We start from the raw sequence: 14,512 nt of genomic DNA, 5'->3' as shown, positions 1-14,512 counted from the left end.
AAAAATGAGAAACATTTATTCTAAAATTAGTTTACTGCTTCCTGTTCTATTGCTTTCTCTGACAGCATTAATTTTTAATTCCTGCGGCACATCATGTCCCGATTGTGATTTGATGGTAGGACCAAACGGTGAGCTTTTGGGACCGGATGGAAACCCGGTTTATGTTCAGGATACAATTAAAATGCCCCCTGTTATCGTTGAAGAGGTGGTTCCATATAAAGTTACAATTCAGATTGGTGCCTTCAGAGACAGAAATTATGCAGACGGGCTTGCTGCAAACGCAAGAGGAAAGCTTGATTTGAGAGTAGATGTTACTTTAGATCCGCTCGATGGACTTTATAAAGTTACTGTCGGAACATTTGATGACGTTCAGACAGCAAATAATTATCTGACAACTGTTATCGGACGCGGATTCACCGATGCATTTACAAGAACGAAAAGATTTTAACAGCGTGTCATTCTGTCCGAAGGACTTTTTTGGAGAGGAATGAAGTGACGAAGAATCCAACGATACATACTTAATTTTTTATTCTTTTATTTGAAGAAAGCAAAATTAGTTTTAGAAAACGGAGTTATATTTGAAGGTTATTCTTTTGGAAGCACAAAAGAAACAACCGGCGAAGTGGTTTTTAATACTTCGCTAAGCGGCTATCAGGAAATACTCACCGACCCTTCATATTACGGACAAATAGTAATAATGACCTACCCGCTCATAGGCAACTATGGCGCAAATCTTAAAGATTCAGAATCAATAAAAGCTCAGGTCAGCGGCTTTGTAGTTGGAAACTATGAGGATGAATGGAGCAACTTTGAAGGACTCGAATCACTCGGAGATTTTTTAAAGGAAAATGACATTCCGGGAATTGCGGGAATCGATACACGCGCTTTAACAAAGATGGTTCGCAGCGAAGGCGCAATGAGAGGATTAATCACTACAGAAAAAATCAGCGATAAAGAATTGCTTGAAAGAGTTTTGAATGCTCCGCAAATGGAAGGTGCAGATTTGGTTAAGTATGTCACAACAAAAAAGAATTATCTGGTATCTCCCGACAACCCCAAATACAAACTTGCAGTATATGATTTTGGGATTAAGAAAAACATTTTGAGAGAATTTGAAAAGTTTGATGCGGCAATGAAAGTTTTTAATGCTAACACCGCTCCTAAAGAAATTCTTGAATACAAACCTGACGGGATTTTTTTGTCTAACGGACCCGGCGACCCTGCCGCTCTTAATTATGCAATTGAGAATACACGAGCTTTAATCAATACGGGAATTCCTATATTTGGGATTTGCCTTGGTCATCAGATTATTTCACTTGCCCTTGGCGCCGATACATATAAGCTAAAATTCGGACATCGCGGAGCAAATCATCCCGTGAAGAATAAATTAACCGATAAAATAGAAATTACTTCTCAAAATCATGGATTTGCAGTCGATGAAAAAACTTTAAATCCCGACATCGTTGATGTTACACACACAAATTTATACGATGGGACAAACGAAGGATTGCGGCATAAAAAATTCCCCGTGATGGCAGTGCAATATCATCCGGAAGCATCACCCGGACCAAATGACAGCAAGTATCTGTTTGAGGATTTTATGAAAATTGTGGATTCATACAAGAATTAACCTGCCTTACTTAAAATTTAATGAGCTCATCCGAAAAATTACTTGATAAAATTATTGACGGCAAAAAAACTTCTGCGGATATAAAAGCCGAAGTAAAAGCCGAAGTTGATAAATTAAAAGCTAACGGTGAACGTGTCCCCGGACTCGCGTTTATTATTGTCGGTGAAAATCCTGCATCGGTTGTTTATGTACGAAGCAAAGGCAAAGCGTGTGAAGAAATTGGATTTTATTCCGTTACTGAAAAACTTCCTGAAAATACTTCAGAAACAGATTTAATAAAACTCGTTCAGAAGTATAATGTTGACGATAAAATCGATGGCATTCTTGTTCAGCTTCCTTTGCCGAAACACATTAACGAACAGAAAATAATTGAATCAATAGATTACAAAAAAGATGTTGACGGTTTTCACCCTGAAAACACGGGACGGCTTGTTTCAGGATTGAAAAGTTTTATTCCATGCACTCCATATGGCATCACCGAGCTTTTAAAAAGATATAATGTTCAAACGAACGGAGCAAACGTTACGGTTATTGGCAGAAGCAACATTGTGGGGAAACCCATTGCGAACTTGATGATTCAGAAAGAATTTAACTCAACTGTTTCTATTTGCCACAGCGCAACGAAAGATTTGAATTTTTATACACAAAATGCTGATATACTAATTGCGGCAATCGGCAAAGCTGACTTCGTAAAAGCCAATATGATTAAAGAAGGGTGCGTGATTATCGATGTGGGCATTAACCGGGTCGAAGATGCGAATGCAAAAAACGGTTACCGCATAACGGGGGATGTTGATTTTAAAGACTGCTATGAAAAATGTTCATTGATAACGCCTGTTCCCGGCGGTGTCGGACCAATGACAATTGCAATGCTTATGAAAAACACTTTGGATTCAAGAAATAAAGCTATTTATAGTCAGTAAAATCTGTGTTAATTTTTGTAAATTTATGGTAGATTTATACAGCAGATATGCATTACTACGAAATAGATATATTTTTTAATAAGAAAAACTACGAACAGCTTTATAACGTTTTGTATTATAACGGCGTTCAGCATATCCTTGAAGAAGAAGGTTTTCTGAAAATTTACATTGAGGATAACCTCAAATGGAAAATCGAGGAGCTCCGTAATACACTCACCAATACCAACATCATTCCCGAAAAAGATTTTGTAATTAAAAAAGTTGAGAATAAAAACTGGAACAAAGAATGGGAAAAAACCATCGAGCCGGTTTTTATTAAGAATAAAATAATTGTTTATCCATCCTGGAAGAAAAATAAGCTTAAAGATACTAAAGATAAAATTCTAATTGAGATTGACCCGAAAATGTCTTTTGGAACGGGACATAATGAAACAACACAGATTATTCTCGAAATGATGGCTGAAAATCTCGACGGTAAAGAAAAAAAGCTTCTCGATTTCGGAAGCGGGACGGGAATTCTTGCAATTGCCGCAGCCAAAATGGGAATAGAAAAAGTTACTGCAATTGAAATTGATGAAATCTCAATTGAAAATGCAAAAGAATATTTTAAAATAAATGAGACTGAAAACATCAGGCTTCTAAAATCTGACATAAAAGAGCTTAAGAAAGGAAACTTTGATGTTATCTGCGCTAACATTATCAGCGGTGTCATCATAGAAAACCTTCCGGAGATTTATGGAAGATTAGTCAACAATGGGAAATTGTTTGCAACGGGGATTTTGAAAGTTGAAGAACGAGACATTACTGACAAGCTTGAGAAAAATGATTTTGAGATACTAAAAAAATATTACAAAGCCGAATGGCTCGGGATATATGCAATCAAAAAGCAGCCGGATAGCAGTAATTGACATAGGCACAAACACCTGCATCTTGTTGATTGCAGAGCTGATTGACGGCAAGCTCATGAAAATTTTCGAGCATACCGAATTTCCCAGAATAGGCGAAGGAGTTGATGAGACAAAAATAATTTCAAACAGTTCGATTCAGCGGCTTAATAAAATTTTAAAAGAGTATTTACGGTTTTCTCATACTTATGAAGCTGACAGAATGTTTGCGTTTGCAACAAGCGCCGTGCGTGATGCAAAAAACAAGGATGAGTTTATTTCTTATTTTAGAAAGAAGCTTGACCTGCAAATAGAAGTCTTTGACGGATTCACCGAAGCAAAGTTCGGATATTTCGGGGCGGTGTTTGATTTTGAGGATGGCAACTCAGAGCATTATACGGTGCTGGATATAGGAGGCGGAAGCACGGAAAATTCTTATATTGATGACGGAAAGTTTTTTTCAAAAAGCATAGATATAGGTTCCGTAAGAGTAACGGAAAAATTTTTTAAGAATGGAATAAATGTTAAATCAATAGAACAGGCAAAAAATTTCATTAGCGAAAAATTTCTCGAAATAAATTTTCTTAATCTTGAGCATCGCACACTTATCGGAGTTGCGGGAACTATGACAACACTTTCTGCTCTTAATCAAAACCTGAAAACCTTTAATGAAGAGAAAGTTCATAAGAGCATTTTAGCAGTAAACGATGTTGATATTTTGTTCAACCGTTTGTCGCGAATGAACGAACAGCAGATTCTGGAGCTTGGTGATTTTATGAAAGGACGCGCCGATATAATAACTGCCGGGGCATTGATTCTTCTTGAGTTTATGAATTATTTCGGTTTTGAAGAAATAACCGTTTCATCAAAAGGACTTCGTTATGGAGTGTTTCTTTTTCTAACAAAAAATTAAAATTAACTTAGTCATTCCCGCGAAGGCGGGAATTCCAATAATTAACAATTTTGCATTCATCAAAATATTATATAGAGAAATTAAATCTTCTTCCACATCCTGAGGGCGGGTTCTTTAAAGAAATTTATAAGAGCGAAGAAAAGATTCACAAAGACCATTTGCCTGAAAGATATGGCGGACACAGGCATCATGCTACTTCGATTTATTTTTTACTTGAGACAGGCAACAGGTCGAAGTTTCACAGAATAAAATCCGACGAGCTTTGGTATTTTCATGCGGGATGTTCGTGCACGGTTGTAACGATTGATGACAATGGAAAACTCGAAGAACATAAAGTCGGATTAAACATAGAAAATGGCGAACAGCCGCAGGCAATAATAACTAAAGGTTTATGGTTTGGCGCATACGTAAACGAACCTGATTCGTTTTCACTGGTCGGTTGTGCTGTCGCACCTGGGTTCGATTTTCTTGATTTTGAAATGGGTGAACGTGAAAAATTATTGAAAGAATTTCCACAGCATAAAGACATAATAATTAAACTTACTTAATTTTAATTAGCACATTATGAAAGTTGAACTGTCGTTAGAATCAGGAATGCGTTTAAAGGGGAAAGATGATAAAGGACTTGAAACTTTTTTTGATGCAGGAGAATCAGACGGAGGAAAAGGTTCCGCTTCTTCGCCAATGGCGGTTTTCCTTGAGGCAGCAGGCGCATGTTCTGCAATAGATGTTTTGATCATCATACGCAAAAAAAGAAGAACGGTTAACGATTTAAAAATTTCTATAGAAGGCGAACGCGCCGCAGATTATCCAAAAGTTTATATAAAAGTTCACATGAAATACGTTTTGTATAGCCCCGATGCTAAAATCGAGGAGCTTCAGCAGGCAGTTGAGCTTTCACATGAGAAATATTGCAGTGCATCGGCAATGCTTGAGAAATCGGGATGCGAAGTCACATGGTCAGTTGAAGTAAAGAAAGATAAAGAAGAAAACAAATAAGAGTTCGGATAAATGATACCGGTATCAAAACCATATTTCGATGATGAAGATTTAAAAATCATTCAGGAGCCGCTTAAGTCGGGCTGGGTTCTTCAGGGAAAGTACGTTAAAGAGTTTGAAGATATGTTCTGCAAATGGACAGGCGCAAAACATGCAGTGACTGTTTCTTCGGGTTCAACTGCACTACACATTGCAGTCATTGCTGCAGGAATAAAGGAAGATGATGAAGTTATAGTTCCCGGATTCACTTGGCTCTCAACAGCAAACTGCGTCGAATATGTTAATGCTAAACCTGTATTCGTCGATATAGATTTAAGAACTTTTAATATTGACGTTGATAAAATTGAAGAGAAGATAACATCAAAAACAAAAGCGATTATTCCCGTGCATCAGTTTGGTTTATGTGTTAATATGGATAAAATTACTGCCATAGCCAAAAAGCATAATCTCATAATCATAGAAGATGCCGCCTGCGCGTTCGGAAGCAAATTTAAAAATAAACATTCCGGAACGTTCGGCGAGCTCGGATGTTTTTCGTTTCATCCGCGAAAGTCTATAACTACAGGAGAAGGCGGAATGATAGTTACTAATGATGAAAAACTTGCCAAACTCTGCCGTTCATTGAAAGACATCGGCGCTTCAAAATCTGATTTCCAGAGACAAAAAAATGAAGAAGAAAAAAAGCAATATTCTTTTTTGCTTTCTAAATATGAACATCTGGGATATAATTTCAGAATGACAGACATTCAGGCATCTCTCGGAACAACACAAATGAAAAAAGCAGAAACTATCGTGAAGGGAAAACAACATCTTGCTTTGGTTTATGATGATTTACTGAAAGATTTAGATTGGCTCCAGCTTCCTTACAAACACAAAGATTATTTTCACGGCTATCAGTCTTATGCAGTTTTATTTAAACCGGAAGAACTGACACTGAGCAATTGCGAGAAACTTTTTGATATGAGAAATGAAATTATGGATAAACTTGAGAAAAAAGAAATCACAACGCGTCAGGGCACACATGCACCTCCTTTTTTAGATTACTACAAGAATAAATATAATTACTCGCCGAAAGATTTTCCTAATTCATACATGGCTGAGAAGTGTTCCATTGCGCTGCCGTTTTATTATGGAATGTCTGATGAGGATATAAAAACCGTGGTAAGTGAATTGAAGAGCGCTTACAATTCTTTGTAATTATTTCCTGAAAATTGAGAACACTGTAATAAAAATAATTTTAATGTCGGAAAAAAAATTATTTTTGTTTACGTAATCTATATTAAGTTTTAGTTTTGCAGGCATAACTTCCTTAACATAAAAATCTTTAGGATTGTCTGACTGCGCAAGCAGTTCATTTTCGTTTCTGAACTTTATGGAAGCATAATCTGTAATGCCCGGCTTAACCGATAGCACTTTTTTCTGCTCACCATCATAAAGCTCTACATATTCTTTCAGCTCGGGACGTGGTCCGACAAAACTCATCTCCCCTTTTAAAACATTTATCAATTGCGGCAGTTCGTCAAGCTTAAATTTTCTCAGGTAATAGCCCGCATTTGTCACGCGAGGATCTCTTTTCCCTATTGTTATTGAGCCTTTCGAGTGCGAATCAACCTTCATTGAACGGAATTTGTATAAATAAAAATCCTGAAAATTTTTTCCGGAGCGGAGCTGTTTATAAAAAACGGGTCCTTTCGAATCCAGTTTTATTATTATTGCAATGATAAGAAATACAGGAGAAAGAATTATCAGTCCTAATAAAGATACAACAAAATCAAAAATTCTTTTCATTCGAATTATGCTTGTACAACTTTATTGTAAGCTGACTCAACCGCTTCGCATACAGTTTTAACATTTTCATCTGAAAGCTGGGGATAAATAGGAAGCGAAATTTCACCTGCATAGTTTTTATAACTCACGGGATAATTGTCTATTTTGTAACCTTTTTCTTTAAACAAGGTTAATATAGGCAGAGGTTGAAAATGAACATTTACTGCAACCTGGTTTTTATAAATTTCTTCCATAATTTTATCACGGGTTTGTTCGGTAATATTTTTTATTCTCAGTAAATATACATGATAACTGCTCTCTCTGCTTTCATCAGATGACGGCGGAATCAAAGCCCAGTCTTTTTGCAGAAAAAAATTATTATATGCATCAAAAACTTTTTTTCTTTTTTTCAATATTTCGCTTTTGTAAATTTTCATCTGAGTTATTGCTATGGCGGCAAGAACATCAGGCATATTGATTTTGAAACCCTGATAAACGATGTCATATTTCCAGCTATTCCCAGCAGTTTTTGTAAACGCATCTTTTGTCTGACCATTTAGAGAAATCAGACGCAGAAAATCATATTCTTCTTTGTTGTTAAACGGTGAAGGAAGATTTAAGCATATTGCACCTCCTTCTGCGGTTGTAACATTTTTAACAGCATGAAATGAAAAAATTGAAATATCGGAAATCGAACCTGATGGTTTATTTTTATAGACTGCTCCGACTGAGTGAGCAGAATCGGAAAGCACAAAAAGCCGACCGAGTTTTTTTTGTCTTTCGGTTTTCGGAATGAATTTTTTTAAAATCTCTTTTTCATTTACTATGGAAAAAATTTCATCATAGCTGCACGGAAAGCCGGCAATATCAACGGGCATTATCGCTTTAGTTTTTTCTGTAATAAGCTCGCGGATTTTTACGGGGTCAATATTAAAGTCTTCATTCACATCTGCCATAACAGGTGTTGCTCCAACATGCATAACAGCAAGAGCCGTTGCGGCATAAGTATAGGCAGGAACAATGACTTCATCACCTTTGCCGATTCCGAACCAGTGAAGAGCAAGCATCAGACCTGAAGTCGCGGAATTTACACACAAAACATTCTCAACTTGCGCAAGCTGAGCGGTCATTGCCTCAAGCTGCCTGACCTTCGGACCGGTGGTTATCCAACCTGATTTTAAAGATTCTGTAACTTCGTCAATTATTTCCTGATTTATGAAGGGAGGAGAAAAATGTATCAATATAATATTATGAGATTATGAGTTAAGATTAATAAATTTAACAAAAATAATGTTTTAAAAGCTTGTTTGAAATTTAATTTTTAAGGGACTTTTTTGAAGTTTGAAATTATATAAACAGCGATTTTTGGCTCTTTTTTACATTATATCGCTTATTTATAGATTGAAAAAATGAAATAGAGAAAGTAATTTAATAGCTTGTAATTTTAATAACTTAGAATTAGTTCTGCTTTATAATGAGTCATGAAGCTAAACGTATTTATTCAACAAAGCCGAACATTATCTTTTTGTCCCAATTGTCATAAAATAGGATTTCTTAAAAAATCCCGCAACAGAAATGCTTTTGAAAAAATTGCTAAACTCTTTTTTTTCAGATATTACAGTTGCCGGAATTGCGGCTGGAGGGGCGTCAAATTTAAGTATAAAATTGCAAGAGGCGGCTATAAAGCTGTTTTTTTATATATAATTATAATTATTGCATCGCTCTTTTTAGCCCGTTTTTTTCTTTCAAAACTTTTTTAACTTTCAAAAAATAATTACTTAATGAAAAGACTGATATTAATTATTACCTTACTATGCGCAAATATTGCGGTTGGTCAGAGTGACAGCCTGAAAATCGGAATAGATGAGATTATGAAGACGGGAGCCAATTATTATAATTACAGTGATAAAAATGCAGTTAACATAGAAGTAATAGTTATTGGAGGAGTCAGAAACCCCGGTAAATATCTTGTGCCAAGAGGAATAACAGCAGTTGATTTGCTGTCATTGGCAGGAGGAGCATTGTTTGAAAGCTCTTTTGAAAACATTAAATTATTAAAGTTAAGATCAGATTCACCGGAACTGCAGACACGCGAGATTGTTAACTTAAATCTTCGTCCTTTTTTTGGCAAAGAGCCGAGAACATCCTTTGAAGTCAGAAATCCCGTATTGTCAGCAGGAGATATTATGATTGTCCCGATCGAATTGGAGAGAACTTTTTGGGACAATGTGAAAGACGTATTAACGGTTTTAACGCCGCTTATAACTATAGCATCATTGATAGTAACAATAACAAGAAATTAAAAATTTATAATGCAAAGCAACGGATACTCGAATAAATTTGATAATAACTTAGAAAACGATGCCTTCGATTCGTTTGATATAAAATATTATTTAAATATTCTTCGCAATAATTTAATCCCGATAATATTAATATTCATATCAACGCTCTTAATCACTTTTTATTATCTTTCCCAGACAATAGATATTTACCGCTCAACCGCAACCCTGAAGGTTGATAATAATGAAGGCAATATTCTCGAAACAAAATTCAGCGAAAACTTAAAATACGAAGCGGAAAGATTTATCGGAAATGAAATAGAGGTTTTAAAGAGTTACTATTTCAGAGACAATGTTGCGCAGCTTTTATTGGATTCTTTAAAGAGATATCCGAATACAAAAGAATGGGTGTACATAACCCGAACTGATGATGAAGGCAATACAACTCCCGCAAACTCAGAACAGCTTAGAAAGAAGCTTATACGGGCCGTCAGCTTTGAGCAGTCAAAAGGGCTGGACATTATTGAGATAATAGTTGAAGGACCTTCATTTGTTGAAAACAGGCTGATAACCTCTACATACGCCGAATTTTATAAAAATTACTCAAAAGAAATAAGCCGTCAGGATATAACAGGAGTAAAGAATTTTCTTGAACAGGAGAAAGAAAAAAAGTTTAATGAACTTAACATTGCCGAGAGCAATCTTGAGAACTTTCAGGAACGGAACGGCATCTTTATGCTCGAAGCTCAGGCAACTAATCTCGTAAATACGATATCGGAATACGATGCTCAAAAGAATAATGTTGACCTTGACCTTAAAGCAAATGAACTTGTTCTTAATGGGTTAAAAAGAGAATACAACAACATTGACCCTAATCTATATACTTATGTCGAAGCGCAGTTAAACCAAACTTATTTAAAAGGACTTCAGGAAGAAATTGCAAAACTTGAAATTCAGAAAGACGTTGACCTGACGCAATCAACCGACCCGCTTGTCCGCCAGAAAGTTACTCAGGATTACGACAAAAAGATTTCAGCGCTTGAAGGACGATTAAACGAACAAACCCAAATTCTGAGAAACTCTATTCTTTCTGAAACTCCTGAGGAAGTTAAATCACTGACCAACAGAATACTTGATGCTTCACTTGCTACTGATGCTTTAAGAACCAAATCAAGAAATTTATCTTCAGTAATAAGAAATTATGAAAATGAATTTTCAGGTCTTCCTGCAAAAAATCAGGAATTAGCTAAGCTTGAAAGAAACAAGCTTTCAAATGAAAAACTTTATCTGACTCTTGAGGAAAAATATCAGGAAGCATTAATCAACGAACGAACAAGAATAGGAAATGCAACAATTCTTGATCCCGGTTCGGATAATTTTGGACCTGTAAAACCCAACCGTCAATTGATTGTGCTCACCGGCGCTTTAATCGGGCTTGGATTAGGTCTGGCGTTCGCATTTACAAGAAACGTTCTTGATAAATCAATCAAAACACCCGAACAGCTTGAAGCAAAAGGTCTCAGTGTTCTTGCATGGATACCAACGGTCGACATTCTTAAAGAAGCAAGAAATACCACAACGGAACTTATCATTGTTAATAATACAAAAGATGCTGCATCGGAAGCATTCAAAGCACTCAGAACAAGAGTTTCATTTTCAAAGCTTGAGTCTGACCCATTAAAGACAATTTTAATTACAAGCTCGCTTCCTTCGGAAGGTAAATCATTTGTTACCGTTAACCTTGCAGGAAGCTTTGCGCTTACCGGCAAAAAAGTAATAATTGTTGACTGCGACTTAAGAAAACCGAGAATTCATAATGTATTTGAAACGGAAAGATTCCCGGGATTGAGTGATTATCTCTTTTCAAATATGAAATTTGAAGATATAGTACGCAAGACAAAACTTGAAAATCTTAATTACATTACATCAGGAACTATTCCACCTAACCCATCTGAAATGCTTGGTTCATTACAGATGAAAGAATTCATAAATAAGTTGAAATCCGAATATGATTTAGTTTTAATTGATTCTCCTCCGTTCATTTCGGTGACAGATTCTGAAATATTGTTTAATATAACCGACGGAACGATTATTATTGCTAAGGCTCAAAAAACACCTATAGACATTCTCACAAAAACGTATAAAAAATTATACAGCATAAATCCGCATAACTTGCTGGGTGTTGTCTTAAATGATTTTTCATTCAAGACATCTTATGGATATTATTATAATTATTATTATTACTATTCAAAGCCTGAGGAGAAAAGAAGAAAGAAAGAATCTAAGACAGAAGAAATTTAGCTTTGAAGGATTTAGTAAAAAAAATATTTATACTTTTATCACCTTCCGAAAAAAAGAAATTATATTTTCTTTTCTTTGCAATATTTATAATATCCTGCATAGACGTTATCGGCATTACAACAATAATGCCGTTTATAGGAGTTGTAGCTTCACCTGAGCTCATAACCGAAAACAAATATTTAAATTATATTTATACGACGCTTAATTTTTCAAGTTCGAACTCATTTCTCATCTTTTTAGGACTTGTAGTTCTCACGGTTCTTGTCTTGAGCAATTCTTTTACAGCATTTGTATATTTTAGAATGTACCGGTTTAACTGGAACAGAAACTATACCTTCTCAATGCGTTTGTTTAGCAAATATCTCAATCAGAAGTATGTTTTTTTTCTTCACAGAAATTCTTCTGATTTAAGTAAAAATATTTTAAACGAAATAAACCAGGTTATCAACGGTGTAACCATTCCTTTGCTTGAACTTGCTTCAAAATTTGTAACCGCATTTTTAATTTTAGTTTTGTTATTGGTTGTAAATCCGATTCTTGCAGTAATCATATCTGTCGTTCTCGGTGGTTGTTATTTTATAATTTATAAATCCGTTCAGAAACGGCTTAATTATACCGGAGAAAAAAGAATTGAGGCAGCGCGAGCAAAATTTAAAATTGCTGCTGAGGCGTTTGGAGGAATTAAAGACGTAAAATTACTCGGAAAAGAAAATTCTTTTCTTAGATTATTTTCAAAACCCGCAAAAGAAACATCTCATTATTTTGCATCCAACCAGTCAATAGCAATGCTTCCCCGATATGCACTTGAAGTTATTGCTTTCGGTGGAATACTAATCATAATTTTATATTTACTTTATATAGGAAGCAGTGTTGCCGAAGTATTGCCTTTAATTGCTTTATATGCTTTTGCCGGATACAGGTTAATGCCATCGCTTCAGGCAATGTTCACGGCAAGCGCGAGAATAAAATTTTATACGCCTGCATTGAATTCGATTTACCGTGACTTTAATGAAAACGGCGGCTTTAATTATGATTTCAAATTTAAAGATGAAAAACCTGTTGAGAAACTTCATTTCAAAAATTCTCTTGAGCTTAAAGATATATTTTTTAAATATCCGTCATCGCCGGATTGGGTAATTAAAGGAATCGATTTAAAAATTGAACCAAACACAACTATTGGTTTTGTCGGAAGTACAGGATGCGGAAAAACGACTTTCATAGATATAATCCTAGGGCTTCTTGAACAGCAAAAAGGCAGCATAAACGTCGATAATATTATAGTGAATCCGGATAACATGAAAAGCTGGCAGCAAAATTTAGGGTATGTTCCCCAGCAAATTTACTTGACCGACAGTACAATTGCCGAAAACATTGCTTTTGGAATTCCTTCGGATAAAATAAAAATGAATGAAGTTATCGAGGCATCGAAAATATCGAACCTTTATAATTTTGTTATGACTTTGCCTGAGGGTTTTGATACGGTTGTTGGAGAAAAAGGAGTAAGATTAAGCGGCGGTCAGAGACAAAGAATCGGAATTGCAAGAGCCTTATATACGAATCCCGAACTGCTTATTCTCGATGAAGCAACAAGCTCTCTTGATAACTTAACCGAATACGCTGTGATGGATGCAATCAATAATCTGTCGCACAAAAAAACCATAATTATAATTGCTCATAGGTTGAGTACAGTAAAAGAATGCGATATAATATATTATTTTGAAAATGGAAAAATTACGGATTCAGGAAGATATGAAGATTTGCTTTTCAGAAATGAACGGTTTAAAGAATTAGCTACAATAAGCAGTAATGTCTGATAAGATAAAAATCATTGCGGAAGTTGCGCAGGCGCACGACGGCAGCCTGGGTATGGCTCATTCATTCATTGATTTGGCAGCAGATGCCGGTGCGGATATTATAAAATTTCAGACACACATTGCCGATGAGGAGAGCTCTATTGATGAGCCCTGGAGAGTGAAGTTCAGCAAGCAGGATAAAACAAGATTTGATTATTGGAAACGCATGGAGTTCACTGAAGTTGAATGGATTGGATTGAAACAGCATTGTGATGAACGCGGAATAGAATTTATGAGCAGTCCTTTTTCAATCAAAGCGGTTGAAATGCTCGATAAAATAGGCGTGAAAGAATGGAAGATTGCATCGGGCGAGGTTACAAATACACCACTGTTCAATGCTATTGCAAAAACAAAAAAACCTGTTTTGCTTTCGACAGGAATGAGTTCCTTAAAAGAAATAGATGAGGCAGTTAATATAATAAAAAAGAACAATCTTGAATTAACCGTTCTTCAATGCACATCAATGTATCCGACTGAACCTGAGAAGCTTGGATTAAACATGATTCAGCTTTTCAAAGAAAGATATAAATGCAAATCAGGATTGTCAGACCATTCGGGAAATATTTACAGCAGTCTTGCCGCAGCAGCGCTTGGTGCCGATGTTATTGAAGCGCACATAACGTTTTCAAAAAAAATGTTCGGACCGGATGTTCCGGTATCTTTAGATTTTGAACAACTTAAATCACTTGTCGAAGGTGTGGCTTTTATAGAAAAAGCATTGAAGCATCCCGTTGACAAAGATAAAATTGCAGATGAATTAAAAGAATTAAGAAGCATATTTAACAAAAGTATCGTAGCAGGAACAAACATTCCCGTTAACAGTGTGCTGAGTGAAGAACTGCTCGCATTTAAAAAACCGGGAACAGGGTTAACGCCTAATAAAATTGATTCCGTCTTAGGCAGGAAAGTAAAGAGAGATATAAAAATAAATGAACAGATTAAATTACAGGATTTGGAGTAGCA

The 14,512-nt window shown here is 35.7% G+C and carries 14 protein-coding genes; 12 read left to right on the top strand and 2 right to left on the bottom strand.

Annotated features, from left to right (window positions below; genetic code table 11):
* Window positions 1–4: 4 nt before the first annotated feature.
* From VHP32_06220 to VHP32_06185, 8 genes are all read left to right on the top strand, one after another.
* Entirely contained in the window at window positions 5–448 is a 444-nt protein-coding gene (locus VHP32_06220) for an SPOR domain-containing protein (GenBank protein HEX2787484.1), read from the top strand.
* 90 nt (window positions 449–538) lie between these two features.
* The gene (carA, locus tag VHP32_06215; protein ID HEX2787483.1) at window positions 539–1,630 is read left to right on the top strand and encodes a glutamine-hydrolyzing carbamoyl-phosphate synthase small subunit; all 1,092 of its coding nucleotides are present in this window, start codon (window positions 539–541) and stop codon (window positions 1,628–1,630) included.
* A 20-nt stretch (window positions 1,631–1,650) separates the two neighbouring features.
* On the top strand, window positions 1,651–2,553 hold the full coding sequence (gene folD, locus VHP32_06210) for a bifunctional methylenetetrahydrofolate dehydrogenase/methenyltetrahydrofolate cyclohydrolase FolD (protein ID HEX2787482.1): 903 nt from the start codon (window positions 1,651–1,653) through the stop codon (window positions 2,551–2,553).
* 47 nt (window positions 2,554–2,600) lie between these two features.
* Window positions 2,601–3,461 (top strand): 50S ribosomal protein L11 methyltransferase, encoded by an 861-nt coding sequence (gene prmA / locus VHP32_06205; GenBank protein ID HEX2787481.1) that lies wholly within the window; start codon window positions 2,601–2,603, stop codon window positions 3,459–3,461.
* Window positions 3,427–4,350 (top strand): Ppx/GppA family phosphatase, encoded by a 924-nt coding sequence (locus VHP32_06200; GenBank protein ID HEX2787480.1) that lies wholly within the window; start codon window positions 3,427–3,429, stop codon window positions 4,348–4,350. The genes prmA and VHP32_06200 overlap by 35 nt, the downstream gene beginning before the upstream one ends.
* A gap of 50 nt (window positions 4,351–4,400) precedes the next feature.
* Window positions 4,401–4,898: a cupin domain-containing protein gene (locus VHP32_06195; GenBank protein ID HEX2787479.1), complete on the top strand. Its 498-nt coding sequence runs from the start codon at window positions 4,401–4,403 to the stop codon at window positions 4,896–4,898.
* A gap of 16 nt (window positions 4,899–4,914) precedes the next feature.
* Window positions 4,915–5,349 (top strand): OsmC family protein, encoded by a 435-nt coding sequence (locus VHP32_06190; GenBank protein ID HEX2787478.1) that lies wholly within the window; start codon window positions 4,915–4,917, stop codon window positions 5,347–5,349.
* A gap of 12 nt (window positions 5,350–5,361) precedes the next feature.
* On the top strand, window positions 5,362–6,546 hold the full coding sequence (locus VHP32_06185) for a DegT/DnrJ/EryC1/StrS family aminotransferase (GenBank protein ID HEX2787477.1): 1,185 nt from the start codon (window positions 5,362–5,364) through the stop codon (window positions 6,544–6,546).
* Here the strand turns inward: VHP32_06185 and VHP32_06180 are convergent, their stop codons facing one another.
* Both VHP32_06180 and VHP32_06175 read right to left on the bottom strand, forming a co-directional pair.
* Window positions 6,547–7,137 carry a sugar transferase gene (locus tag VHP32_06180; protein HEX2787476.1) on the bottom strand — a complete coding sequence of 197 codons (591 nt, stop codon included), beginning with the start codon at window positions 7,135–7,137 and terminating at the stop codon, window positions 6,547–6,549.
* 5 nt (window positions 7,138–7,142) lie between these two features.
* Window positions 7,143–8,360: a DegT/DnrJ/EryC1/StrS family aminotransferase gene (locus VHP32_06175; GenBank protein ID HEX2787475.1), complete on the bottom strand. Its 1,218-nt coding sequence runs from the start codon at window positions 8,358–8,360 to the stop codon at window positions 7,143–7,145.
* A gap of 537 nt (window positions 8,361–8,897) precedes the next feature.
* Between VHP32_06175 and VHP32_06170 the strand changes: the two genes are divergently transcribed.
* The 4 genes from VHP32_06170 to VHP32_06155 are packed head-to-tail and all read left to right on the top strand — an operon-like array spanning window position 8,898 to window position 14,510.
* Window positions 8,898–9,419 (top strand): SLBB domain-containing protein, encoded by a 522-nt coding sequence (locus tag VHP32_06170; protein HEX2787474.1) that lies wholly within the window; start codon window positions 8,898–8,900, stop codon window positions 9,417–9,419.
* A gap of 9 nt (window positions 9,420–9,428) precedes the next feature.
* On the top strand, window positions 9,429–11,696 hold the full coding sequence (locus VHP32_06165; protein ID HEX2787473.1) for a polysaccharide biosynthesis tyrosine autokinase: 2,268 nt from the start codon (window positions 9,429–9,431) through the stop codon (window positions 11,694–11,696).
* A 2-nt stretch (window positions 11,697–11,698) separates the two neighbouring features.
* The gene (locus VHP32_06160) at window positions 11,699–13,510 is read left to right on the top strand and encodes an ABC transporter ATP-binding protein/permease (GenBank protein HEX2787472.1); all 1,812 of its coding nucleotides are present in this window, start codon (window positions 11,699–11,701) and stop codon (window positions 13,508–13,510) included.
* Window positions 13,503–14,510 carry an N-acetylneuraminate synthase family protein gene (locus VHP32_06155; GenBank protein ID HEX2787471.1) on the top strand — a complete coding sequence of 336 codons (1,008 nt, stop codon included), beginning with the start codon at window positions 13,503–13,505 and terminating at the stop codon, window positions 14,508–14,510. The genes VHP32_06160 and VHP32_06155 overlap by 8 nt, the downstream gene beginning before the upstream one ends.
* Window positions 14,511–14,512: the final 2 nt, after the last annotated feature.

Source organism: Ignavibacteria bacterium (assembly GCA_036262055.1).
Taxonomy (GTDB): Bacteria; Bacteroidota; Ignavibacteria; order Tepidaquicellales; family Tepidaquicellaceae; genus DATAJP01.
Note: the sequence above shows the minus strand (reverse complement) of the source record. Positions and strands in the feature narration are given on the sequence as shown.